This is a genomic window from Comamonadaceae bacterium OTU4NAUVB1 (genome assembly GCA_024372625.1).
GTDB lineage: Bacteria > Pseudomonadota > Gammaproteobacteria > Burkholderiales > Burkholderiaceae_C > Variovorax.
The window spans coordinates 67798-90181 of sequence record CP099603.1 but is presented as its reverse complement, the minus strand read 5'-3'; the positions used below and the strand labels follow the sequence as shown (position 1 = coordinate 90181).

25 protein-coding genes and 1 pseudogene are annotated in these 22384 nt (G+C 65.6%); 11 read left to right on the top strand and 15 right to left on the bottom strand.

What is annotated here, in order from left to right:
• Positions 1-101 precede the first annotated feature (101 nt).
• From NF681_00465 to NF681_00445, 5 genes are all read left to right on the top strand, one after another.
• Positions 102-497 carry a hypothetical protein gene (locus tag NF681_00465; GenBank protein ID UST52487.1) on the top strand — a complete coding sequence of 132 codons (396 nt, stop codon included), beginning with the start codon at positions 102-104 and terminating at the stop codon, positions 495-497.
• On the top strand, positions 494-1927 hold the full coding sequence (locus NF681_00460) for a TolC family protein (GenBank protein UST52486.1): 1434 nt from the start codon (positions 494-496) through the stop codon (positions 1925-1927). Before NF681_00465 ends, NF681_00460 begins: the two co-directional genes overlap by 4 nt.
• A 47-nt stretch (positions 1928-1974) precedes the next feature.
• Positions 1975-3390 (top strand): copper oxidase, encoded by a 1416-nt coding sequence (locus NF681_00455; protein ID UST52485.1) that lies wholly within the window; start codon positions 1975-1977, stop codon positions 3388-3390.
• Between the two features lie 62 nt (positions 3391-3452).
• Positions 3453-3941 (top strand): cupredoxin family protein, encoded by a 489-nt coding sequence (locus tag NF681_00450; GenBank protein UST52484.1) that lies wholly within the window; start codon positions 3453-3455, stop codon positions 3939-3941.
• An 84-nt stretch (positions 3942-4025) separates the two neighbouring features.
• Positions 4026-4397 (top strand): copper-binding protein, encoded by a 372-nt coding sequence (locus NF681_00445; protein UST52483.1) that lies wholly within the window; start codon positions 4026-4028, stop codon positions 4395-4397.
• A 39-nt stretch (positions 4398-4436) separates the two neighbouring features.
• On the opposite strand, the gene NF681_00440 is transcribed toward NF681_00445, so the two are convergent.
• Together NF681_00440 and NF681_00435 are read right to left on the bottom strand one after the other, a co-directional pair.
• Positions 4437-4655, bottom strand: a complete 219-nt coding sequence (locus NF681_00440) for a hypothetical protein (protein ID UST52482.1) — start codon at positions 4653-4655, stop codon at positions 4437-4439.
• A 49-nt stretch (positions 4656-4704) separates the two neighbouring features.
• On the bottom strand, positions 4705-4929 hold the full coding sequence (locus tag NF681_00435; protein UST52614.1) for a heavy-metal-associated domain-containing protein: 225 nt from the start codon (positions 4927-4929) through the stop codon (positions 4705-4707).
• A 281-nt stretch (positions 4930-5210) separates the two neighbouring features.
• On the opposite strand from NF681_00435, the gene NF681_00430 reads away from it, so the two are divergent.
• Entirely contained in the window at positions 5211-7631 is a 2421-nt protein-coding gene (locus tag NF681_00430; protein UST52613.1) for a heavy metal translocating P-type ATPase, read from the top strand.
• A 20-nt stretch (positions 7632-7651) separates the two neighbouring features.
• Positions 7652-8107, top strand: a complete 456-nt coding sequence (gene cueR / locus NF681_00425) for a Cu(I)-responsive transcriptional regulator (GenBank protein UST52612.1) — start codon at positions 7652-7654, stop codon at positions 8105-8107.
• Between the two features lie 69 nt (positions 8108-8176).
• Here cueR and arsH read toward each other — a convergent pair whose 3' ends face one another.
• From arsH to NF681_00395, 6 genes are all read right to left on the bottom strand, one after another.
• Positions 8177-8911: an arsenical resistance protein ArsH gene (arsH, locus tag NF681_00420; protein ID UST52481.1), complete on the bottom strand. Its 735-nt coding sequence runs from the start codon at positions 8909-8911 to the stop codon at positions 8177-8179.
• Complete coding sequence (gene arsC / locus NF681_00415; GenBank protein UST52480.1) at positions 8880-9311, bottom strand: arsenate reductase (glutaredoxin); 432 nt, start codon at positions 9309-9311, stop codon at positions 8880-8882. The genes arsH and arsC overlap by 32 nt, the downstream gene beginning before the upstream one ends.
• Before the next feature lie 32 nt (positions 9312-9343).
• A complete protein-coding gene (locus NF681_00410) occupies positions 9344-10630 on the bottom strand; it encodes an arsenic transporter (GenBank protein ID UST52479.1) in 1287 nt (428 codons plus the stop codon).
• A 45-nt stretch (positions 10631-10675) separates the two neighbouring features.
• Positions 10676-11002: a helix-turn-helix domain-containing protein gene (locus NF681_00405; protein UST52478.1), complete on the bottom strand. Its 327-nt coding sequence runs from the start codon at positions 11000-11002 to the stop codon at positions 10676-10678.
• Positions 11003-11084: 82 nt separating this feature from the next.
• Complete coding sequence (locus NF681_00400; protein UST52477.1) at positions 11085-11612, bottom strand: hypothetical protein; 528 nt, start codon at positions 11610-11612, stop codon at positions 11085-11087.
• Positions 11609-11839, bottom strand: coding sequence for a hypothetical protein (locus NF681_00395; protein UST52476.1), 231 nt, complete (start codon positions 11837-11839; stop codon positions 11609-11611). The genes NF681_00400 and NF681_00395 overlap by 4 nt, the downstream gene beginning before the upstream one ends.
• A gap of 307 nt (positions 11840-12146) precedes the next feature.
• Here NF681_00395 and NF681_00390 point away from each other — a divergent pair.
• Positions 12147-12416, top strand: a pseudogene (locus NF681_00390) (hypothetical protein).
• Positions 12417-12497: 81 nt separating this feature from the next.
• Here the strand turns inward: NF681_00390 and NF681_00385 are convergent.
• The gene (locus tag NF681_00385) at positions 12498-13367 is read right to left on the bottom strand and encodes a LysR family transcriptional regulator (GenBank protein UST52475.1); all 870 of its coding nucleotides are present in this window, start codon (positions 13365-13367) and stop codon (positions 12498-12500) included.
• A 157-nt stretch (positions 13368-13524) separates the two neighbouring features.
• On the opposite strand from NF681_00385, the gene NF681_00380 reads away from it, so the two are divergent.
• The 3 genes from NF681_00380 to NF681_00370 all read left to right on the top strand — a co-directional run bounded on the left by NF681_00380 (position 13525) and on the right by NF681_00370 (position 15544).
• Entirely contained in the window at positions 13525-14163 is a 639-nt protein-coding gene (locus NF681_00380) for a DsbA family protein (protein UST52474.1), read from the top strand.
• Positions 14164-14242: 79 nt separating this feature from the next.
• Positions 14243-15142 (top strand): MBL fold metallo-hydrolase, encoded by a 900-nt coding sequence (locus NF681_00375; GenBank protein UST52473.1) that lies wholly within the window; start codon positions 14243-14245, stop codon positions 15140-15142.
• 3 nt (positions 15143-15145) lie between these two features.
• Entirely contained in the window at positions 15146-15544 is a 399-nt protein-coding gene (locus NF681_00370) for a nuclear transport factor 2 family protein (protein UST52472.1), read from the top strand.
• Here NF681_00370 and NF681_00365 read toward each other — a convergent pair whose 3' ends face one another.
• Genes NF681_00365 through NF681_00340 form a run of 6 tightly spaced genes read right to left on the bottom strand, consistent with a single transcriptional unit; the run spans position 15545 to position 22379 of the window.
• A complete protein-coding gene (locus tag NF681_00365; protein UST52471.1) occupies positions 15545-16024 on the bottom strand; it encodes an acyl-CoA thioesterase in 480 nt (159 codons plus the stop codon). It abuts the gene before it with no gap.
• Positions 16025-16063: 39 nt separating this feature from the next.
• Positions 16064-17056 (bottom strand): substrate-binding domain-containing protein, encoded by a 993-nt coding sequence (locus NF681_00360; protein UST52470.1) that lies wholly within the window; start codon positions 17054-17056, stop codon positions 16064-16066.
• A 59-nt stretch (positions 17057-17115) separates the two neighbouring features.
• On the bottom strand, positions 17116-18738 hold the full coding sequence (locus NF681_00355; protein UST52469.1) for a GMC family oxidoreductase N-terminal domain-containing protein: 1623 nt from the start codon (positions 18736-18738) through the stop codon (positions 17116-17118).
• A complete protein-coding gene (locus NF681_00350; GenBank protein ID UST52468.1) occupies positions 18735-20120 on the bottom strand; it encodes an FAD-binding oxidoreductase in 1386 nt (461 codons plus the stop codon). The genes NF681_00355 and NF681_00350 overlap by 4 nt, the downstream gene beginning before the upstream one ends.
• Positions 20117-20932 carry a shikimate dehydrogenase gene (locus NF681_00345; protein UST52467.1) on the bottom strand — a complete coding sequence of 272 codons (816 nt, stop codon included), beginning with the start codon at positions 20930-20932 and terminating at the stop codon, positions 20117-20119. Before NF681_00345 ends, NF681_00350 begins: the two co-directional genes overlap by 4 nt.
• Position 20933: 1 nt before the next feature.
• Entirely contained in the window at positions 20934-22379 is a 1446-nt protein-coding gene (locus NF681_00340; protein UST52466.1) for an aldehyde dehydrogenase family protein, read from the bottom strand.
• Positions 22380-22384: the final 5 nt, after the last annotated feature.

Below are 22384 nucleotides of genomic sequence, written 5' to 3'. Positions count from 1 at the left end.
TCTCACGGGTCGCTGCGCACGCCCATGTTCCGCCCGTCTTGACCCGCGCGCCTTCGTGCGCATGCGTTGACGGACCCCGTTCATGACCTCGCGAGGCTTCCATGCATCATTTTTCGCCAGCCCGATGGCTGGTCATCGTTCCCGTGGCCGCAGCCATTTTTGCTGCCGCTGCTCACGCCCAAACTCCTGATCCTGACGCTTCGTCAGACGCGCAACGCCCGGCACAGGCGGCACCGACCGCCTTGTCCTATCGCTCGGCCCTGGAGGGTTTCCAGGGATTCACCGACGAGAAAGCCGTCCCCTGGCAGCAAGCCAACGACACCGTCCACCAACGCGGCGGTTGGAAGGCCTACGCCAAGGAGGCGTCTGAGGCCAACGCAGGTCCGGGCGCCCAGGCCGGACATGCCGGACACGCCGCCCAGAGCGGGGGTGGCCACCCCATGCCCTCGGGGGCCTCGATGTCGATGCCCATGGCGCCGAAGAAAGGCCAGCCATGAAGCCGGCCTTCCGCCTAAGCGCCCTGGCAGCGGTCGTCCTGACCCTGACCGGCTGCGCCTCCGTCAGCATCGATGACGCCCTGAAGGAAACCAACGCCCGTTCCGAGCCGTTCACCCAGGGCAAGGTCGAGCTCAGCCGCACGAAAGCGCAGCGCGACCAGCGCGCCGCCCTGACGAACGAGTTGCTGTCGCGACCCTTGACGCAAAGCGACGCTGTGCAGGTGGCCCTGGCCAACAGTCCGTCGCTCCAGGCCTTGATTGCGCAGAGCGCAGTCAACCTCGCCCTCGCCAACCAAGTCGGCCGCCTGCCCAACCCGATCTTGTCGTTCGAGCGCGTGCGCCTAAATGACGAACTCGAACTGGGCCGCTTGCTGTCCTTCGGGCTGGTGGACATCCTCTTGTTGCCGCAGCGCCTGGGCCTCTCCCGCAGCCAAGCCGAGCAGGCCAAGATCCAGCTGACGGGCGTCGTGATCGATCAGGTCACCCAGGTCAAGCAGGCCTGGGTGCGCGCGGTGGCCGCCCAGCAGGCGCTCTCGTACGCCGAGCAGGTCAACCGCTCGGCACAGGCCAGCGCGCAACTGGCGCGTCGGATGCAGCTGGTGGGCAACTTCAGCAAGCTCCAGCGCGCCCGCCAGCAGGTGTTCTACGCGGACGCCACGACCGATCTGGCCCTCGCACTCCATGCTGTGACCGCCACGCGCGAGGACCTGGTGCGCATCCTGGGTCTGGACGAGGCTCAGGCCACGCGCCTGACCCTGCCCGCGCGCCTGCCCGATCTGCCCAAGGCGCCGCGCGATCCGCAGGAGGTGTCGAAGACCGCCGCGCAGCAGCGCCTCGATGTGCAACTCGCCCGCAGCCAGTTGGACCTCGTGGGCCGCGCGCAGGGCTTCAACCTGCTGGGCACCTTCATCGATGTGGAAGTGGGTGCGCGGCGCGACACCGTCTTCGACAACGCCGAGGGCACCCAGAGCACGGGTCGTGGCTTCGAGCTCGACATCCGGCTGCCGCTGTTCGACTGGGGGGGTGCCCGGCGCGACCTCTTCAGCGCTCAGACGCTGGCCGCGGCCAACCGCTACGACGCGACAGTGCGCGGTGCGTCCTCACAACTGCGCGAGGGCTACTCGGCCTATCGCACGTCCTATGACGTGGCGCGCCACTACCGCGACGAGATCGTGCCGCTGCGCCAGGCCATCGCCGACGAAAACATGCTTCGCTACAACGGCATGTTCATCGGCGTCTTCGAGTTGCTGGCCGAAGCGCGCGCCCAGGTCACGAGCGTGCGCCGTGCCATCGACGCCCAGCACCAGTTTTGGCTCGCCGACGCCTCGCTCGCTGCGGCCGTCATCGGCCGCCCGGGTGGCGCGGTCCCTGCCATGGCCTCTGGCGCGGCGCCTGCACCGGCTGCCGCTGCCGCTGGCGCCGCCCATTGAGCGGCGCCTTACGAATCGAGCCCTTCGAACAATTCGAACACCTTCCCATGAACAACCGAAGAAATTTCCTCAGCGGCGCGGGCGCCATCACCGGCACACTGGCTGCCGCCTCGGTCAGCAAGGTCGCCATGGCGGCACTGCCCGAGCCGGTGCTGCAGACCACGCCCAACACCATGCCACCACTCATGCCATCGAGCGGCCGGCCCTACAACCCGGTCGTCACCCTCAACGGCTGGACGCTGCCTTGGCGCATGAACAACGGCGTCAAGGAATTCCATCTGGTGGCCGAGCCGGTGGTGCGTGAGATGGCGCCGGGCTTCAAGGCCAATCTCTGGGGGTACAACGGCCAGTCACCCGGACCCACCATCGAGGTGGTCGAGGGCGACCGCGTGCGCATCTTCGTCACCAACAAGCTGCCCGAGCACACCAGCGTGCATTGGCACGGCCAGCGCCTGCCCAACGGCATGGATGGCGTCACCGGCCTGACCCAGCCGGCGATCCGCCCGGGCAAGACCTTCGTCTACGAGTTTGTCGCGCGTCGCCCGGGCACCTTCATGTACCACCCCCACGCCGACGAGATGGTGCAGATGGCCATGGGAATGATGGGCTTCTGGGTCACGCACCCCAAGACCAGGCACCCGCTGATCGAGGAGGTCAACCGCGACTTCGTCTTCCTGCTCAACGCCTATGACGTCGAGCCCGGCAGCGCCACGCCCAAGATCATGACGATGCTGGACTTCAACCTGTGGTCCTGGAACAGCCGCATCTTCCCCGGCATCGACTCGCTCAACGTGCGGTTGAACGACAAGGTGCGCATCCGCATGGGCAACCTGACGATGACCAACCACCCGATGCACCTGCACGGCCACGAGTTCCTGGTCACCGGCACCGATGGCGGGCCGACCCCGAAGACCACGCGGCAGTACGAGGTGACCACGGACGTGGCGGTGGGCCAGATGCGCCAGATCGAGTTCCTGGCCGACGAGGAAGGCGACTGGGCGTTCCACTGCCACAAGAGCCACCACACGATGAACGCGATGGGCCACGACGTGCCCACCATGATCGGCGTGGACCACAAGGACGTGACCAAGCAGATCGCCGACCTGGTGCCTGACTACATGGTGATGGGCGAGCGCGGGATGGCCGACATGGGCGAGATGGAGATGCCGCTGCCCGACAACACGGCTCGCATGATGAGCGGCGAAGGGCCTTTCGGCTCGGTCGAGATGGGCGGCATGTTCAGCGTGGTGAAGGTGCGCAAGGACCAAAAAGCCGGTGATTACTCCAATCCTGGCTGGTTCAAGCATCCCAAGGGCACCGTCGCTTACGAGCTCGACGGCCCGGTGCCCGAAGGCCCGCGCCAGCAAGGCGCGGGCGCGGCGGCCATGCCGGTGCAGAACATGCCGGCCAAGAACATCGAAGTGCAAGTGCGCAAGCCCGGCGCGGGCCATGCCGGGCACTAATGGCGCCGTCGTTTTCCTTCCTTTTCGCTTCCTCCGTTTTTCTCAAATTTCACTTCAAAGCCATGAACCACACACTTCGCCAAGTCGCCTTTGCCACGTTCCTCGCTCTGGCCGCTGTGGGCGCCTCTGCCTCGGGCAATCACGCGGGCGGTCATGAGACCGACCAGGCCGTAGGCAAGCCCGGCGTGGCTGCCAAGGTCACGCGCACGATCGTGGTGGACATGACCGATGCCATGCGCTTCACCCCGGCCTCGATCAACGTCAAGCAGGGCGAGACCGTGCGCTTCGTCGTCAAGAACTCCGGAAAGATCAAGCACGAACTCATGCTGGGCACCGAGAAAGAGCTCAAGGAGCACTACGAGGTGATGAAAAAGAACCCCGAGATGGAGCACGACGAGCCGAGCATGGTGACGCTGGCTTCTGGCAAGACCGGCGAAATCATCTGGCAGTTCACCAAGGCCGGAAAAGTCGATTTCGCCTGCCTGCAGCCCGGCCACTACGACGCCGGCATGAAGGGCGCCGTCACGGTGGCCAAGGCTGCGCGCAAGTAAGTCCTCTGCCTTGCTGAACTTCTTCAATCCGGATTGGCAGGGCACCTCACAAACACCACCCCCCACTTTCCCCAAGGAGTCCCCATGCTCAATCTCCGTATCACCCTCGCCACCCTTGCAGTGGGTTTCGCCTTGATCGGCTCGGCCCATGCCCAGACGCCCGAGCCGTCGCCCGCGCCCGCAGAGAGCGCTGCGCCAGCCGGCGCTGTTCAGGCTCAAGCCGCCGGCAGCGCCGAGATGACCAAAGGCGAGGTCCGCAAAGTGGACAGGGACAACAAAAAGATCACCATCAAACACGGCCCGCTCAAGAGCTTGGACATGCCGGGCATGACGATGGTGTTCGGCGTCAAGGACGACACGGTCCTCGACAAGGTGCAACCAGGTGAGAAAGTGCAGTTCCAGGCAGAGAAAATCGATGGCAAGTTCGTTGTGACCGCCATCGAGTCTTTGCGCTGAGCCACACTGGCTCACTTTATTGCGTGCGTTTTTTTTACTTCAACCCTCAAGGACTTCCATGAAAAAACTTCTGGCTATTTTTGCCTTTGCCCTCGCCTCGACCGCTGCGTTCGCTGCCGCACCCTGCTGCGGTGAAGACTGCTGCGACGAGGTCACGATGCCCTGCTGCGAGTAAATCGCGCAAGGCGGCCCGCCTTTGAGGCGGGCTGACCCAAAGAAAAGGCCGGCATGGTGAATGCCGGCCTTTTTGTTTTTCAAGGCTTTGCAAGGGCCTGTCGGTGCGGTACCGCGCGGAGCCCGCAGGCGCTCAGCCGCAGCAGCAGCCACCCTTCTTGGGCGCTGCCGCCGGGGTCGCACTGGCCGCCACCGGGGTGTAGCCGGCGTCCCGAATGCTCTGGCTCAGGACGTCGGCACTGGCGGTGCCGGACGTGATTTCCACGCGGTGCGCCGGCAGATCGAAGCGCACGGCAGCGCCCGCATCAACCGCTGCCACGGCCCGGGTGATGGTGGCAACGCAATGGCCGCAGGTCATGTCTTGAATGTCAAAGGCGATCACGGGGTTCTCCTGGCTCAAAAGTGGTTGGACGCAGTCAGTGTCATCCTTGTCACTGTTGGAAGGTCAAGTGCCCTTGACGGATAACCATCTCGGCGTTGCGCACTCTCCACTTCCCCCTTGAGCTTGCCACTGTGGGAAGCTTCAGACTCCAAGGTCTCGATATTTCCTTGATGCCCATGACCACCGCTGTCCACCCCCTAGGCGCCACCGCTGCCGCTTCCCCAGGCCTGCAGGCCCTGCAGCTCCCCATCGCTGGGATGACGTGCGCCTCCTGCGTCATGCGGGTGGAAAAAGCCCTGAAAACGCTGCCGGGGGTTCAGCGAGCCGAAGTGAACCTGGCAACCGAGCAGGCGGCCGTGGCGGTCGAGCCCGGCGTGGGTGCCCAGGCGTTGGTGGCGGCCGTGCGCAAGGCTGGCTACGAGGTGGGCACACAGCAAGTGGAACTGGGTGTGGAAGGCATGACATGCGCCTCATGCGTGTCCCGCGTGGAAAAGGCGCTCCTGAAAGTTCCTGGGGTCACGAGCGCCTCGGTCAACCTTGCGACTGAGAAAGCCACCGTCGAAATGCTCTCGACCGTGCCGGTGCAGGCCCTAGAAGCGGCCATTGAGAAAGGTGGCTACGCCGTGAAGGCTCGGGAGATGGCACCTTCGTCGGCATCCGTCTCGGTGGCGCCCGGCTGGCAGTGGCCCGCTTGGTGGCCGGTGGCGGTGGCGGCGGTGCTGACCGCGCCGCTCATCGCACCGATGCTGCTGCAGGTGCTGGGGATCGACTGGATGCTGGGTGGCTGGGCCCAGTGGGCCCTGGCCACGCCGGTGCAGTTCTGGCTGGGCTGGCGCTTCTACCGGGCCGGCTACAAAGCCGTGCGCGCCGGCGCGGGCAACATGGACCTGCTGGTGGCCCTGGGCACCTCGGCGGCCTATGGGCTGTCGGTCTACCTGCTGTGGCGTCATGGCACGCACGGCATGGCCCATCTGTACTTCGAAGCCTCGGCAACGGTCATCACGCTCGTGCTGCTGGGCAAATGGCTAGAAGGTCGCGCCAAGCGCCAGACCGCTGCCGCCATTCATGCCCTTAACGCACTGCGTCCGGCGACCGCCCGGGTGCGCCGTGACGGCATCGAAGTGGAAGTCGCCATCGATCAGGTGCGCGTGGGTGATCTGGTCGTTGTTCGCCCAGGCGAGCGGATCGCTGTAGACGGCGAGGTGAGCGAGGGTCACAGCCATGTTGATGAATCGCTCATCACCGGAGAAAGTCTGCCGGTGGCCAAGGCCGTGGGTGCGAAGGTGACGGGCGGCGCCATCAACGTCGAAGGCGTGATGACCGTCAGGACGCTGGCGGTGGGCACGGAGACGATGCTCGCGCGCATCATCCGCATGGTCGAGTCGGCGCAGGCGGCCAAGGCGCCGATCCAGCGCATCGTGGACCGGGTGAGCGCGGTGTTCGTGCCGGTGGTGTTAGCGATCGCCGCACTGACCTTCGTTGGGTGGGTCGCCGTCACGGGAAACTGGGAGCAAGCGCTGATCAACGCGGTGGCGGTGCTCGTCATCGCTTGCCCATGCGCGCTGGGACTGGCGACCCCCACGGCCATCATGGCCGGCACCGGCGTGGCCGCGCGCCAAGGCATCCTGATCAAGGACGCCCAGGCGCTGGAAGTGGCGCACTCGGTCACCACAGTGGCTTTTGACAAGACGGGCACGCTGACCGAAGGACGGCCGTCGCTGGCCGCGGTCGTGCCGGCGCCGGGCGAGGACCGCGCAGACGTCCTGCGACTTGCAGGCGCCCTGCAAAGCGTCAGCGAGCATCCCTTGGCACGTGCTGTGCTGGACCAGGCGCGCGAAGAGAAACTGACCTTGCCTGCGGCTTCTCAAGCCAAGGCCCTGCCGGGTCGTGGATTGACGGCCACCGTGGAGGGCAGCGTTCTGTCGCTAGGCAGCAGCCGTCTACTGCAGGAGTTGGGTGTGCCTACTGGTGCGCTGGCCCAGAAAGCGACCCGTCTGGAAGATGAAGGCCGGACGATCTCTTGGCTCACCCGCACCACCGGGCAGCAGGTCGATCTGCTGGGCCTTTTGGCGTTCGGCGACACGGTCAAGCCCGCCGCCCGCCAAGCCGTCGCCCGGCTGCAAGCGTTGGGCATCCGCACCGTCATGCTCACCGGGGACAACCAAGGCAGTGCGCGCGCGGTGGCTCAGGACCTCGGCATCACCGAAGTACGCGCCGAAGTGCTGCCCGGCGACAAGGCAGCCATCGTGCAGGAGTTGCGCGCGGCCGGCCAGGTGGTGGCGATGGTGGGCGATGGCATCAACGATGCACCCGCTCTTGCCGCCGCCGACGTGGGCATCGCCATGGCGACCGGCACGGACGTGGCGATGGAGACCGCTGGCATCACCCTGATGCGTGGGGACCCACGGCTCGTCGCGGACGCCATCGACGTCTCGCGCCGCACCTACGCCAAGATCAAGCAGAACCTGTGGTGGGCGTTCGGCTACAACGCGCTGGGCATTCCATTGGCAGCCCTAGGCCTGCTCAGTCCAATGATCGCCGGCGCGGCCATGGCCTTCAGCAGCGTGAGCGTGGTCGGCAACGCCTTGCTGCTGCGGCGCTGGCGTTCGCTGCAGCAGCAAGAAGCATTGTTTGCGTCGCCCATCCTGTCTTCCACCCACCCCGCCCGCAAGGCTTGAGGCTCAGACCCATGACACTGTTGAATATCGGCGAGACGGCCAAGGCCTCTGGAGTCTCGGCCAAGATGATCCGTCACTACGAGAAGGTTGGGCTGTTTCCCGAAGCCTTGCGCACCGAGGCGGGTTATCGCCAGTACACGGACCGGGAAGTGAGCACCCTGCGGTTCATTCGCCAGTCGCGCGACCTCGGGTTTTCGATCGATCAGATCCGCGAATTGCTCGGGCTGTGGCAGGACAAGCGTCGTCCGAGCCGGCAGGTCAAGGCGCTGGCACAGGCGCACTTGCAGGAGCTCGACGCCAAGCTGCAGGAACTCAGCGCCATGAAGGCCACACTGGCGCATCTGGTGAACCACTGCCACGGTGACGATCGACCCGATTGTCCGATCGTGGAGACCTTGGCTGACGAAGACCGGATTGCAGATCAGCACACGCCGCGCCGTGCGCGCGGCACTGGGTTGAAGTCGGGCCGCGCCTGATTCGCCGGGCTCGCTGCGCCGCCGTTGTGACCTGCGCCAGCCACCGCACGCGGACCTGCTCTACCGCTCTCAGAGGGAGCGCAGGTTGACGCGCTTTGACAGGGCTTCTGCGCTTTCCCGCCGCTCGCTGTAGCGGTCCACCAGGTAATCCGCGCAGTCGCGCGTGAGCAGCGTGAATTTCACCAACTCCTCCATCACGTCCACCACCCGCTCGTAGTACGGCGATGGCTTCATGCGCCCGTCCTCCTCGAACTCCAGGAATGCCTTGGCCACGGACGACTGGTTGGGGATCGTGATCATGCGCATCCAGCGCCCGAGCACGCGCATCTGGTTGACGGCGTTGAAGGACTGCGAGCCGCCTGAGACCTCCATCACCGCCAGCGTCTTGCCTTGCGTGGGTCGCACCGAGCCGATCGCCAGGGGAATCCAGTCGATCTGCGCCTTGAGGACTCCCGTCATCGCGCCGTGGCGCTCCGGGGATGTCCACACCATGCCCTCGGCCCACTGCGCGAGGTCGCGCAGCTCCTGCACCTTCGGGTGGTTCTCAGGCGCCGCGTCAGGCAGCGGCAGGTCTCGAGGATCGTAGATGCGCGTCTCGCACCCCAGGGCCTGCAGCAAGCGGGCCGCTTCCTCCGTCAGCAGCCGGCTGTAGCTGCGCTCGCGCAACGATCCGTAGAGCAGCAGGATGCGCGGCGGGTGGTCTGCCCGTCGCGGGGGAAACAGGCGTTGAGGATCGGGCAGGTGGAACTGGTCCGCATCGAGGTTTGGCAGGTCAGGGCTTGGCAACACGCTGGCCTTTCTCATCGATCACGGCCTCACCGTCTTCCTTGGCGAACGGGCCTCGCTGCAGCGTTGGCAAGAGGTCGAGCACCGCTTCGGAGGGCCGGCACAGTCGGGTGCCGATGGGGGTCACCACGATCGGCCGGTTCATGAGGATGGGATGCTGCAGCATGAAGTCGATCAGCTGCTCGTCGCTCCACCTTGGATCGCTCAGGCCGAGCTCGTCATAGGGCGTGCCCTTCTGACGCAGCACCTCCCGCACGGGCACGCCCATGTCCGCGATGAGTTGATTCAGCGTTGCGCGGTCGGGTGGCGTCTTCAGGTATTCGACGACGGCAGGTTCCTCGCCGGTGTTGCGGATCAGCGCGAGCACGTTGCGCGAGGTCCCGCAGTCGGGGTTGTGATAGATCGTGATGTCGCTCATGTCGGTTCCAGCGTTGTGAAGTCGGACCTCGTTCAGCCCACGCTCAGTCGGATCGCCAGCGCGGCCAAGGTGATGGCCAGGACGGGCACGGTCAGCACGATGCCCACCTTGACGTACGCACCCCAGGCGATGGTGATGCCCTTCTTCGAGAGCACATGCAGCCACAGCAGCGTGGCGAGGCTGCCGATGGGCGTGATCTTCGGGCCGAGGTCGCAGCCGATCACGTTGGCGTAGATCATGGCTTCCTTGACGGCACCGGTGGCGCCGGACGCATCGATGGACAGCGCGCCGATCAACACGGTGGGCATGTTGTTCATGACCGACGAGAGGAGGGCCGTCAGGAAACCCGTGCCCAGGGCGGCTCCCCAGACACCGCTTCGGGCGAAGACGTCGAGCAGGGACGCGAGCTGATCGGTCAGGCCGGCGTTGCGCAGGCCGTAGACCACCAGGTACATGCCCAGCGAAAAAATGACGATCTGCCAGGGCGCGCCCTCGAGCACCTTGCGGGTGTCGATGGCCGGGCTGCGCGCCGCGACCGCCAGCAACACCACCGCACCCACCGCGGCGACGGCGCTCACCGGCACGCCCAGCGGCTCCACGCCGAAGAAGCCCACCAGCAGCAACGCGAGCACCACCCAACCGGCCTTGAACGTGGCCGGATCACGGATCGCATCCCGGGGAGCCCTCAACTGCGCCATGTCGTAGCGCGCCGGGATGTCGCGGCGGAAGTACAGCAAGAGGACCGCCAGGCTGGCCACCACCGAGGCGATGTTCACCGGCACCATGACCGAGGCATAGCCGGCGAAGCCGATCTTGAAGAAATCGGCCGAGACGATGTTCACGAGGTTGGAGACGATCAGCGGCAGGCTGGCGGTGTCGGCGATGAAGCCCGCCGCCATGACGAAGGCAAGCGTCGCGGCCGGTGAGAACCCGAGCGCCACGAGCATCGCCAGCACGATCGGCGTGAGGATGAGCGCTGCGCCGTCATTGGCGAACAGGGCCGAAACTGCCGCGCCCAGCAGCACGATGCATGCGAAGAGGCCTCGACCGGCACCGCCTCCCCAGCGTGCGACGTGCAGCGCGGCCCACTCGAAGAAGCCCGCCTCGTCCAGCAGCAGGCTGATGACGATGACGGCGATGAAGGCCGCCGTGGCGTTCCAGACGATGTGCCACACCACCGGGATGTCGGCGACCTGCACGACCCCCGTCAGCAGCGCCAGCACGGCACCCAGCGATGCGCTCCAGCCGATGCCCAAGCCGCGCGGCTGCCAAATGACCAGAACGAGCGTGAAGACGAAGATCAGGAGTGCCAGCAGCATGGAGTTGTCGTGGTGGGAGGAATGGACGGGCAACGCAAAGCAGCGTCAGCAGTCACAGGCCAGGGTCGTGCCGCTCACCGCGCAGGCCTCGCCTTGGCAGCAGTTCTCGGTGAGGTAACCGAGCAGTGCATTCATCTGGTCGAACGACGCCCGGTAGACCAAGTGCCGGCCTTGGCGCTCCTGCGACGTCAACCCGGCATTGGTCAGTTCCTTCAAGTGGAACGACAAGCTGGTCGCGGGCAGGTCCAGGGCTTCACCAAGCGCGCCGGGCGTCAGTCCTTCTTGGCCGGCCACCACCAGGGCGCGGAACACGCGCAAGCGGCTGGTCTGGGCCAGCGCAGCAAGCGACTTCACAACGACTTCTTCATTCATTATTCAATTGTTGTTGAACGATTGAATAAAAGCAAGTGAATGGGCAAGCAAGGTTCGGATTTTCGCGGGCGCGAAATTTTCGCTACAGGGTGAGGACGTCGATGGGCAGCGCGCTCAACCCGACCCCCTGATGGCGGTCGGCGATCCGGTCCCAGGCTCTGAGCAGCCGCGCATAGACGGGATCTTCCCGGTTGAAGATCGCATGACCGCCCGGATCGCCCACGATGTCCAGCAACAGCAGTCCTGCGGAGGGCTCGGCGTGCTTGAGCGAATAGACCGCCAGTCGGTCGCTCGTGCGTTCGTATGGGGTCAGACGCTCATCATCGGCTTGCTGGTCCCACGCGGCGCAAGCCGCAGGGTTGAACGGTCGCAAGTGGACGTGGAAGGCAAAGCTGACCGCGTTACCCCGCACGGGATTGTTGGGCTTGTCCCTGCCAAAAAACCAGTGGTCTTGCGTTGCGATCTGGCCGCGATCATCGATGACCTTCCACTCCCGGATCAGCGAAGCGATTTCCTGAAGAACTTCTAGCGACCCAATCTTTTTCGCAAGATCAGGATCGAAATGCACGCTCAGCGCCGCCGCCGCCGCAGCGGGTCGTGGCGGACTCACTTCTTCTGGAGACCGTAGGTGTCCTCGATGCGGCGTGCCCGGTCGTCGGCATCGGCCACTTTCCAAACATCTCGCTGGAGGTTGCGGGCCAAGGACAGGTGGCGTTCGGACGGCGGACCTTGACGACGGATGCGTCGCGCCGGCTCAGGGCGCTTCGCAGCATTGCCCTGGGCATCATCGATGTCCGGCGCAGAGGCAGAAGCGGTAACCAGAGGCCTGTGGTCCATAGCGTCATTGTCCAGAGAAACAGGGTCGAGCGCAATTTGCAGGAGCAGAGGCAGATTGCCTCAAGGGTCGGCAGTCATCCAGGGCCCGATTTCCCCTGTTTTCTTTCAAAACCCGTCGGAACTCGCTGGAAGCTGTGCGCATCGTTAGCTCTATTTCTTGTTGATAAATCACAGATCATGACTGCTATCGGCCAACAGCGGACACTGGTCGTTTGAAACTTTAAGTCGCTCTAGCGTAGATTGCGCGTTTCCTTTTAGGACCACCCCTCCGAAGAGGCGAAACAGCCGGCGACGCCTTGAAGATAAACGCACCCAGTTCGATGCCATGTGCGGTCCCGGGGGCGCCTTCCTGATCGGCGATCCGGGCACGGTGCGCGAGAAGATCCTCGCGGCGGACGCGGCGCTCGGCGGCCTCTCGCGCATCACCTTCCAGATGAGTTCGGCCATGCTTGAGACCGGGGCGATGCAGCGCTCGATCGAACTGCTGGGCACCGAGGTGGCGCACGCCGTGAGGACCTTGCCGGGTGAAGAGGATCGCCTCCCGCAGGCCGCACCCGGCGTCGCGCCACGGGCTTGAGCGGCCGCGAATGCGCGGGCTCCGGCCGGGCATCGGCCGGTTCGTCGTTTACCTCGGGGCCTTGCGCGACGCCACGCGCGTTCAGCGGGGCGCGGGTCCTCGCGACGCTTCCCGATGCGCCAGCAGGTCGACGAAAGCGCGGACTTTCGCGGGCCGGTAACGCGCGGCGGGAAAGACGACATGGATGCCGCCGGAAGGCAGGTGCCAGCGTGGCAGCACCTCGACGATCCGCCCCGCGGCGAGGTCCGCCGTGACCGCATAGTCCGGCAGCACCGACAGCCCGGCGCCCTGGCACACGGCCTCGCGCACGGCCAGCGTGGCGTCCAGGAAGATGGCGGCCTGCACGTGCACCACCTGGGACGCGGTCTCGCCCGAGGAGAAGGTCCACCGCAGGTGTTCGCGCAGGGCGGTGTTGGCGACGAAAGGCAGTCCTGCGATCTCTGCCGGGCTGGCCAGCGCCGCGATCCGTCGTGCCATGGCTGCCGGCGCCACGAGCAACTGACGGAAGGTACCAATCCTGCGCGCCTGCTCGCTCGTCTCATCGAGCCATCCGACGCGGATCGCCATCTCGAAACGGCCGGACATCAGGTCCAACGTCTGGTCGCTGAGCACGGCGTCGACCTTGCACGCGGGATGACGCCGGGTGAACTCGGCGATGGCGGGCACCACCACGCCGACGCCGTAGTCGAACGGCGCGGTGAGCCGCAGCGTGCCCGAGGGCGCGGCCGACCGTTCCGCCAAACCGTCGAACGCGTGCTCCGCTTCGCGCAGGATCACGGCGCAGCGCTCATAGAACGCCAGACCCACTTCGGTGGCCTGCACCTTGCGCGTGGTGCGCACCAGCAGGGAGGTCTGGAACTCGCGCTCGAGGCGGGCCACCTGCTGGCTCACCACCGCCTTGGTGATGCCTAGGCGCTCGGCGGCAGCAGTGAACGAGCCGGTCTCCACCACGGCGACGAAGTAGGCCAGGCGTCGCAGGCTGCCGAGACTGTTCGGGCCATCCTCACCCTGATTGTTTGTTTTAAGCACACGGCATGTTTATCACGTATGGATTCACGAATCAATCGAGCGTTCCTACCATCCAGGCTCACGAGCAAGGAACAACCGCATGGACAAGAAACTGCACTACCTCTTCGATCCACTGTGCGGCTGGTGCTACGGCGCCGCGCCCACGCTGCGCGGCCTGTCTCGGATGTCCGGCATCACGCTCGACCTGCTGCCGACCGGTTTGTTCTCCGGTGCCGGCGCGAGGCTCATGACCGACGATTTCGCGACCCATGCCTGGTCCAACGACCAGCGCATCGAACACCTGACCGGACAGCGCTTCACGCCCGTGTACCGCGCCAAGGTGCTGGGTCACCGCGAGCGCCTGTTTGACAGCGGACCCGCCACGCTGGCGCTGACGGCGGTGCACGTGACCGCGCCGGCGCATGAGTTCGAAGCGCTCGAGGCGATCCAGCACGCCCGGTATGTGGACGCGAGGGATGTCACCTCGTCGGCCACGCTGGTGACGTTGCTGGAGACGCTGGGCCTGGCGGAGGCGGCGTCAAGGCTCGCGCGTGCCGATGCCGGACTCCTCGACGCCAACACCGCCCGCACCCACCAGGCCCGGACGCTGATGCAGGAGTTCGGCGCCCGTGGCGTGCCGACCCTGATCGCGGAAGCCGGCGCGAAGCGCTGGCATGTGGATGCCGGCGCCCTCTATGCCGATCCCTCCATGCTCGCCAGCGAACTGGAACGTGCCTGAGCGGCTCGGACCCGGCCCACGACCACCTGCTCGTCCAACTACCTACTCGCTTCTTCCCAATCTCGCCAAGGAAAACATCATGACGACACGCAGAAACTTGATTCAAACCTTCGCCGTCGCGGGCTTCGCGACGGCTTTTACTGGAGCACACCACGCCATGGCCGCATCGACCCCCCTGACCCTCCGCCATTTCCCCGCCGGCGAGAACGGCTTCTTCCGCGCCCCGGTGCTGATCGCCGGCGCGCGCGAGGCCGTGCTGGTCGACGGCGGCTTCACATTGCCCGATGGCAAGGCCCTCGCCGAGGCCGTCAAGGCCAGCGGCAAGCAGCTGACCACCATCTACATCAGCCAGAGCGATCCCGACTATTACTTCAGCCTGGGGCCGATCAAGGCCGCGTTTCCAGCGGCGCGCGTCGTCGCGGCATCGGCCACCATCGCAGCCATCAAGGGGAGCGTCGAGAAGAAGCTGGCGACCTGGGGTCCCCAGCTCAAGAACAACGGCCCGCAGACGCTGTCGGACATCGTGATGCCCGAGGCCTTCGACGGCGCCTCGATCGCGCTGGAAGGCCAGTCCATCGAGATCGTCGACGCGGACGGCCTCGCCAACCGCCGCTACCTCGCGGTCAAGTCGCTCGACGCCATCTTCGGTGGCGTGCTGGTGTTCTCCGGCGTGCACGTGTGGACGGCCGACACCCCGGGCGTCGAAGGTCGCAAGGCCTGGATCAGGACGCTCGACGCCATGGCGGCCCGCAAGCCGGCCGTGGTGATCCCGGGCCACATGTCGCCCGCGGCCGCCACCGACGCCTCGGCGCTCACCTACACCCGCGACTACCTCGTGGCGTTCGAGGAGGAACTGGCCAAGGCATCCGACAGCGCCGCCCTCATAGTGGCCATGACCCAGCGCTATCCGGCAGCCGGCATGGGCGTCGCGCTGCAGATCGGAGCGAAGGTCGCCAAGGGCGAGATGAAGTGGGGCTGATGCATGACCTCCCACCTGGACGTCATTCGCGCCACCTACGAGGGCTCGCCGGAAGAGAACGGCCGGCACCTGCGCGCCGCCCTGATCCCCACGACGACCTGGACCGAGGCGGCGGGCTTCCCCTACGCCGGGACCTACACCGGACCCGACGAGATTTTCGACCGGGTCTTCCGTCGGCTGGCCACCGAATGGGTGGGCTACAAGGCCGAGGTCCACACCCATCTGGCCGACGGGGACCGTGTCGCGGCGTTCGGGGTGTACTCGGGCACCTATGCGAAGACTGGCAAGGCCATGCGGGCGACCTTCGCGCACCTGTACCGCATGCTGAACGGCACGATCGCGAGCATGGAGCAGTACGTCGACAGCGCGATGGTCTGTGAGGCCGTCGCGCCGGCGGCCTGATCAGACGCGCGAAACCGGCACGATCGACGCGCGACAAGTCGCTCCATCACGTTTCATTCCCTCGCACAGTGAAAGTGGGAGCACAACCTTCGATGCAGAGCGGTTATGAAACCAAACGCAGACCGCACTGCCACGCGCGACCAGTCCCTGACACCAGATCGCATAGTCCATCCCGAAGCTAGTCCGGCCAAACCACTCGGTCCGCGCGGTGATCGCGACAGCATCGTCGAAGGCCAGACCGCGCTCATAGCTGCAGACCACTTCCTTCACCACGGGGCCCGGGACGTAGGCCGAGACCAACGCGAAACCAAGTTCGGCAAGGTAGGCGTTGCGTGCCTCCTCGAACCAGACGAAGTGCGCCCTGTGGCTCACATGGGAGAAACCGTCTAGATCGCTCCAGCGCGCCCGGGCCGTCAATCCAAAACGCCATCCGGGCTCGATCCGGTGCTGGGAGATCAAAGAGGGCGTCAGTTCATTCATCGCGTTCCTGCAAGATCGATTCTTTCGAAAGCTGCTGCTTCACGTCCTCGTCGGCGCGGCGCCGAGGCTCTCGCGCATGACGACCGTCGTCTCCAGTGGCTCGGCTGGGGGCACGACATGTCCTTCCAGGAGCGCCACCAAGCAGCGGGCTGCCAGGACGCCGATGTCTTCCGTCGGCACCTTCACGGTCGTGAGGGGCGGGACCACGATGGCCGCATGCTCGATGTCGTCGAAGCCGGTGATCGACAAATCCTCGGGAATCCGGATGCCGCGGCGACGGCATTCGTCGATCGCACCGATGGCTTGGAGGTCGGTCCCGCAGATTAGCGCTGTCGGTGGGATCGCATGCGCCATGAATCGACGGACCGCCTCGCGTCCACCCTCGAAATTGAACGGTTGCTCGGTGACGAGCGACGGGTCGAGCGAAAGCCCAGCGGCCTTCAGCGCCGCGCGGGTACCCGCTGCGCGGGAACGCGCGCGTTCGTTCGATCCTTCGAAGCCGTTGCACAGCGCGATGCGCCGGTGCCCTTTTCCCACCACCAGCGAAGCGAGTTCGAAAGCGGCGTCGTGATAGGAAAAGCCGATGCAATGAGGATGGTGCGATCCATCGATTGACCAGGTCATCACATAAGGCAGGGCGTACTGTCGCGCGAGTTCGAATACCTCGCTCGTGTGATCGGTGCCCACCAGGACGAGCCCATCGACGCCACGTTCCACGATGGTCCTCAGCAATTCGATTTCGCGTTCAGGCTCGTACTCGTGACTGGCCACCAGCAGCTGGTAGCCGAATTTCCAGAGCGTTTGCTGAAGCTTGTGAATGGACACGGAGAAGATCGGATTGCTCAGCGTCGGATAGATCGTCGCCACCGTCCGGGTGCGTCGGGATGCCAGCGCCTGTGCCGCGCCATTGCGCACATAGCCCAGTTGCGACACCGCGTGCCGAACCTTAGCCAGGGTGGCGGGCTTCACCTGATCAGGAATGGAGAGCGCACGTGAAGCGCTGCCCAGCGATACGCCTGCGAGTCGTGCCACGTCTTCGAGGGTCGAGCGTCGTTCAGAACTCATCGTGGAGAAACATTCATGGGAGTCATTCAGGGGCGGCGGGCGGCATCCTCCAGGATCAGGTCGGCAGCTTTCTCGGCGACCATCATCACCGCAGCCTGTATGTTGCCCGAAACCATTTTCGGCATCACGGACGCATCCACGACGCGCAGTCCTTCCAGCCCATGCAATCGAAGGCGCAGGTCGACCACAGCGCCGTCGTCCTCTCCCATCCTGCAAGTGCCGATCGGGTGGTAGATCGTCTGCCCGTTGCGGCGAGCGAACGACAACCATTCGGCATCGGTCGCTACCTCTGTACCCGGGCTCATCTCCTCGACCACGTGATTGCGCAGCGCTGGCTGCGCGACGATGCGTCGCGCGACCTGCATGCCGCGCACCATGCATTCCTCGTCGACCGGGTTCGACAGGAAGTTCGGTCGGATCGACGGCCCGGCGGATGCGTCGGGAGACTTGATGTGAATGGTTCCGACGGAGTGCGGCCGCAGCTGCGTGACGCCGATGGTCATGCCCGGCAGCCGGTCGAGAATGCGCTCCGCTGCGTTTGCATAGCTGGCGTGGACGAAGAAGAACTGCACGTCGGCCGTTTCCATTTCAGGCCGCGTTTTCACGAACGCATTCACCAGCCCGGTGCCCAGCGTGAGGATACCGGTCTTGCGCGCGTAGTACTGCGACACCGCTACGCCGAGGCGCCAGTTGCGGGACATCTCGTTGAGCGTGACCGCGTTCTTCACACGCCAGTTCATGCGGGTGCAGAAGTGGTCGATGTAGTTCTCGCCGACGCCCTTGAGTTCATGGCGCACCGGTATGCCATGCGCCTGCAGCAACGCCGGCTGACCGATGCCCGAGAGTTCGAGCAGTTGCGGCGACTGGATCGCGCCTGCGGAAAGAATCACTTCGCCACGCGCCGTCACCGTGATCTCCTTGCCGTCCCGGCGATAGGTCACCCCGATGCATCGCTTGCCCTCGAGCGTCAGGCGAAGCACGTGAGCGTGCGTGACGACCGTCAGGTTCTTGCGCGCCAACGCCGGCCGCAGATAGCCGTCATAGGCGCTCCAGCGCCGGCCGCGATTCTGGGTGACCTGGTAGTAACCAACGCCTTCCTGGCGCCCAGCGTTGTAGTCGTCGTTGAACGGCAGCCCGTCTTCCTTTGCGGCTGCGATGAAGGCATCGGAAATAGGAAAGCGCTCGGCGACCTGCGCCAGCTTCATGGGGCCGTCGTGGCCGCGCGTCGGGCCGCCTTTGTCGTAGTTCTCCAGCTTGCGGAAGTACGGTTCCACGTCATTCCATCCCCAGCCAAGCGCGCCGGCCTCGCGCCAGGCTTCGTAGTCGCCGGCCTGCCCGCGCACGTACACCATGCCGTTGATCAGCGTCGATCCACCCAGCCCCTTGCCGCGCGGCACGGAGATCACGCGGTTGTCGGTGTTCTCTTCGGCTTCGGTCTGGAAGCGCCAGTTGTACTGCTTGTTGGTCAGCAACTTGCTGAAGCCGGCGGGGATGTTGATCCACATGCTCTCCGGCTCGCCGCCGGCTTCGAGCATGAGCACGCGATGGGAGCCGGAGGCAGTGAGCCGGTTGGCGAGGATGCAGCCGGCGGTACCGCCGCCGACGATGACATAGTCGTATTGCTCGCCGATAGGTGGGTTCGAGTTCATGAGGCCATGACCTTTCCAGGGTTCATCGTTCCAGCCGGGTCAAGGGCCCGCTTGATGCGGCGGGCCAGATCGAGCTCGGGTGCGGCCCGGCATCTTTCGAGCTCGCTCACCCGGTACTGACCGATGCCGTGTTCGGCCGAGATGCTGCCGCCGTGTCGCACCACGAGATCGTGGACCCGCATGTTCAGCGCGTGACCGTCGACCTCGGGCGAGACGATCACGTTGTAGTGGATGTTGCCGTCGCCCGCATGGCCGAACGCGTTGACGCGCGAGCCCGGAAAAGCGTCCGCCACCGCAGCATCGGCTTCCTGCAGGAACGCGGAAATGCGTGCGATGGGCACGGACACGTCGTGCTTGAGCGAGCGCCCTTCGCGCGACTCGGCTTCGGTGATGGATTCGCGCAATAGCCAGAGCTCGCCTTCCTGGCGCTCCGATTCGGCGATGACGCCGTCCGTTGCGTCGCCGTCTTCGAGCACCGCGCCGAACAGCGTCTCGACCGCATCGCGCAGGCCCGGCAGACACGAACTCGCCTCGACCAAGACGAACCAGTCGGACGCCGCCAGCGGCGTCTGCACGCCCTGATGCTTCGCCACCAGTTCGAGCGCCGCACCCGACATCAGTTCGAAGGCGTTCAGCGTCTCGCCAATCTGCCGGCGCGCCGCGCGTAGCACCTTCAGCGCCGCGTCGGGCGTCGGCACGGCCAGCAGCGCGGTCACGCGGTGGCTCCACAGCGGTGCCAGTTGCAGCACGGCGGCGGTGACGATGCCGAGCGTGCCCTCGGCGCCGATGAACCACTGCTTCCAGTCGTAGCCGGCGTTGTCCTTGCGCAGCCGGCGCAGGCCACTGACGATCTCGCCCTGCGCGGTCACGACCTCGAGGCCCAGCACGCGCGTCCTCGACATGCCATGGCGCAGCACGTTGGTGCCGCCGGCATTGGTCGACAGGATGCCGCCGATGCGTGCCGATCCCTCGGCCGCCAAGCTGATCGGCAGCATCAGGCCAGCCTCGGTCGCGGCTTCCTGCGCGGTCTGCAGGATGCATCCGGCCTCGACCTCCATCGTCTCGCCCAGCGTGTCGATGTCCCGGATGACGCTCATCCGCGCCAAGGAGATCACGACCTGTCGGCCGCTTCCGTCGGGCGTCGCGCCGCCCGAGAGTCCCGTGTTGCCGCCGAACGGCACGATGGCGATGCCCAGCCCGGCGCATAGCCGGACCACCTCCGCCACTTCCTGCGTCGAGCGCGGCAGCACGGCACAGCGGGCTTGGCCGCGAAAGACGTGACGCCAGTCCACGTTATAGGTTTCGAGGTCGTCGGCGCCGGTGATGACGCCGCGTTCGCCGACAATGGCCCGCAGCGAGTCGATCAACTCCGCATCGTTCATTCAGGCTTCTCCTCGGTTTGTGCGCCGCGCATGAAGGCGGCCATCAGCGCAATCTGGGTCGCCAGCATCGGCGCGCCGTAGTGCACCCGGCATCCCTTTGCGGCGGCGATGCGCAGCAGCGGTGTCTCAACCGGCTGCATGATGATCTCAGCCACCGTTTGGTCGGGCGTCAGTCGGTCGATATCCAGCGGAAGCGCATCGCCTTCGCGCAGACCGAGGGACGTAGCATTGACAACCAGTTCGTGATCCGACGGATCGCCGGAGCCAACCGTCAGCGCCAGGCCGGGGAAATCCTCTCGCATCCGCGTGACCAGTTCGACAGCCTTGGCCGTGGTGCGGTTGGCGATGGTCAGACGCGCCACGCCGGACTGCGCCAGTGCATAGGCAATGGCGCTTGCTGCACCGCCGGCGCCGGCCAGGTAGGCGCTGCGTCCGGACGGCTCGATGTCGACGCTGCGCAATCCTGCGACAAAGCCTTCGCCGTCGAGGATCGCGCCGACGAGCTTTCCGTCCGCGTTACGTCGCACGACATTGACCGCGCCGATCCGCGCCGCCGCCGACGTGAGTTCGTCGCACAGCGCCGGCATGGCCGTCTTGTGTGGCACGGTAACGACGAAGCCGCCGAAGTTCTTCATGCGGCGCAGCCCCTGCACCACGCTCGCCAGATCATCGGCGCCGACGTGGATCGGCACCATGACGCCCTCGAAACCGTTGTCGTCAAACAGCCGGTTGATGCCTTGTGGCGTTTTGACGTGATGGATCGGATCGGCCAAGATGCCGAAGACCTGCGTATTGCCGGTGATGTGCGTCATGTCAGGCCTGCGTGTAGGTGGTCTTGACCGACGTGTAGAACTCGCGTGCATACGAACCCTGCTCGCGCGAGCCGTAGCTCGATCCCTTGCGGCCGCCGAACGGGGCGTGGTAGTCCACGCCGGCAGTCGGCACGTTGACCATCACCATGCCTGCCGTCGAGTTGCGCTTGAAGTCCGAGGCGTACTTGAGCGAAGTCGTGCAGATGCCGGACGAGAGACCGAAGTCGGTGTCGTTGGCTACCGCGAGCGCTTCCTCGTAGTCCTTCACACGGATCACGCTGGCCACCGGGCCGAACACCTCTTCGCGATTGACCCGCATCGCGTTGTGCGTTTCAGTGATCAGCGCAGGAGAGAGGTAGAAGCCCTGGTGCTCGCGCTGAAGCAACTCCCCGCCGGCCACGATGCGGCCGCCCTCTTCCTTCGCGTTCGCGATGTAGAACAGGTCCTGGTCCAGCTGGTCCTGCGACGCCACGGGACCGATGTCGGTGCCGTCCTTCAAGGCGTAGTCGATTCGCAGTGCGGCCATGCGCTCGACCATGGCGGCGACGAAGCGGTCGTGGACACCCGCTTGCACCACGAGGCGGCTGGAGCCGGTGCAGCGTTGGCCGGTCGAAAAGAAGGATCCGTTGACCGCGACCGACACAGCCTGGTCGAGATTGGCGTCGTCGAGGATGACCAGCGGGTTCTTGCCGCCCATCTCCAGCTGCACCTTGGCGCCACGCTCCATGCAGCGCAGACCGATCTGGCGCCCGGTGCTGGTCGAGCCGGTGAAGGTCATCGCGCGCACCTTGGGCGAAGTCACCATGGCATCGCCGACCTTGGAGCCGGCGCCCATCACCAGGTTGAACACGCCGGCCGGCAAAGCGCCGGCCCGCACGATGATCTCGGCCAGTGCCCAAGCGCTGCCGGGCACGAGATCGGCCGGCTTGAAGACGACCGTATTCCCATAAGCCAGCGCCGGGGCGATCTTCCAGGCCGGAATCGCGATCGGAAAATTCCAAGGCGTGATGATGCCGATCACGCCTTCGGCTTCGCGCACCACATCAACCTCGACGCCGACGCGGATCGAGGCCAGCTTCTCGCCACCCAGGCGCAACGCCTCGCCGGCAAAGAACTTGAACACCCTGCCGGCCCGCGTCGCCTCGCCGATGCCTTCGACCAGGGTCTTGCCCTCTTCGCGCGACAGCAACCGGCCCAGTTCGTCGCGACGCGCGAGGATTTCGGTGCCGATGCGGTCCAGCGCGTCGGAGCGCTCCTCGGCCGTTTTCCGCTGCCATGTCGTTCGGGCATCGAAAGCCGCGTCGATGGCCTGAAGCGTCTGCTTCTCGTCAGCCCGCGCGTATTCACCGACTACGTCGCTGGTGTCCGAAGGGTTGATGTTGCGGTTCACGTCGGTGCCGGCGAGCCAGTCGCCGGCAATGAAATTCATGTTCAGTTGTGCAGTCATCGGTC

Bases quoted from the DNA above. Each gene is read 5' to 3' on its own strand.
- NF681_00465 (UST52487.1), top strand. From the start codon at position 102: ATGCATCATTTTTCGCCAGCCCGATGGCTGGTCATCGTTCCCGTGGCC.
- NF681_00460 (UST52486.1), top strand. From the start codon at position 494: ATGAAGCCGGCCTTCCGCCTAAGCGCCCTGGCAGCGGTCGTCCTGACC.
- NF681_00455 (UST52485.1), top strand. From the start codon at position 1,975: ATGAACAACCGAAGAAATTTCCTCAGCGGCGCGGGCGCCATCACCGGC.
- NF681_00450 (UST52484.1), top strand. From the start codon at position 3,453: ATGAACCACACACTTCGCCAAGTCGCCTTTGCCACGTTCCTCGCTCTG.
- NF681_00445 (UST52483.1), top strand. From the start codon at position 4,026: ATGCTCAATCTCCGTATCACCCTCGCCACCCTTGCAGTGGGTTTCGCC.
- NF681_00435 (UST52614.1), bottom strand. From the start codon at position 4,929: ATGACCTGCGGCCATTGCGTTGCCACCATCACCCGGGCCGTGGCAGCG.
- NF681_00430 (UST52613.1), top strand. From the start codon at position 5,211: ATGACGTGCGCCTCCTGCGTCATGCGGGTGGAAAAAGCCCTGAAAACG.
- arsH (UST52481.1), bottom strand. From the start codon at position 8,911: ATGAGAAAGGCCAGCGTGTTGCCAAGCCCTGACCTGCCAAACCTCGAT.
- arsC (UST52480.1), bottom strand. From the start codon at position 9,311: ATGAGCGACATCACGATCTATCACAACCCCGACTGCGGGACCTCGCGC.
- NF681_00410 (UST52479.1), bottom strand. From the start codon at position 10,630: ATGCTGCTGGCACTCCTGATCTTCGTCTTCACGCTCGTTCTGGTCATT.
- NF681_00405 (UST52478.1), bottom strand. From the start codon at position 11,002: ATGAATGAAGAAGTCGTTGTGAAGTCGCTTGCTGCGCTGGCCCAGACC.
- NF681_00395 (UST52476.1), bottom strand. From the start codon at position 11,839: ATGGACCACAGGCCTCTGGTTACCGCTTCTGCCTCTGCGCCGGACATC.
- NF681_00380 (UST52474.1), top strand. From the start codon at position 13,525: ATGGACAAGAAACTGCACTACCTCTTCGATCCACTGTGCGGCTGGTGC.
- NF681_00375 (UST52473.1), top strand. From the start codon at position 14,243: ATGACGACACGCAGAAACTTGATTCAAACCTTCGCCGTCGCGGGCTTC.
- NF681_00370 (UST52472.1), top strand. From the start codon at position 15,146: ATGACCTCCCACCTGGACGTCATTCGCGCCACCTACGAGGGCTCGCCG.
- NF681_00365 (UST52471.1), bottom strand. From the start codon at position 16,024: ATGAATGAACTGACGCCCTCTTTGATCTCCCAGCACCGGATCGAGCCC.
- NF681_00355 (UST52469.1), bottom strand. From the start codon at position 18,738: ATGAACTCGAACCCACCTATCGGCGAGCAATACGACTATGTCATCGTC.
- NF681_00350 (UST52468.1), bottom strand. From the start codon at position 20,120: ATGAACGATGCGGAGTTGATCGACTCGCTGCGGGCCATTGTCGGCGAA.
- NF681_00345 (UST52467.1), bottom strand. From the start codon at position 20,932: ATGACGCACATCACCGGCAATACGCAGGTCTTCGGCATCTTGGCCGAT.
- NF681_00340 (UST52466.1), bottom strand. From the start codon at position 22,379: ATGACTGCACAACTGAACATGAATTTCATTGCCGGCGACTGGCTCGCC.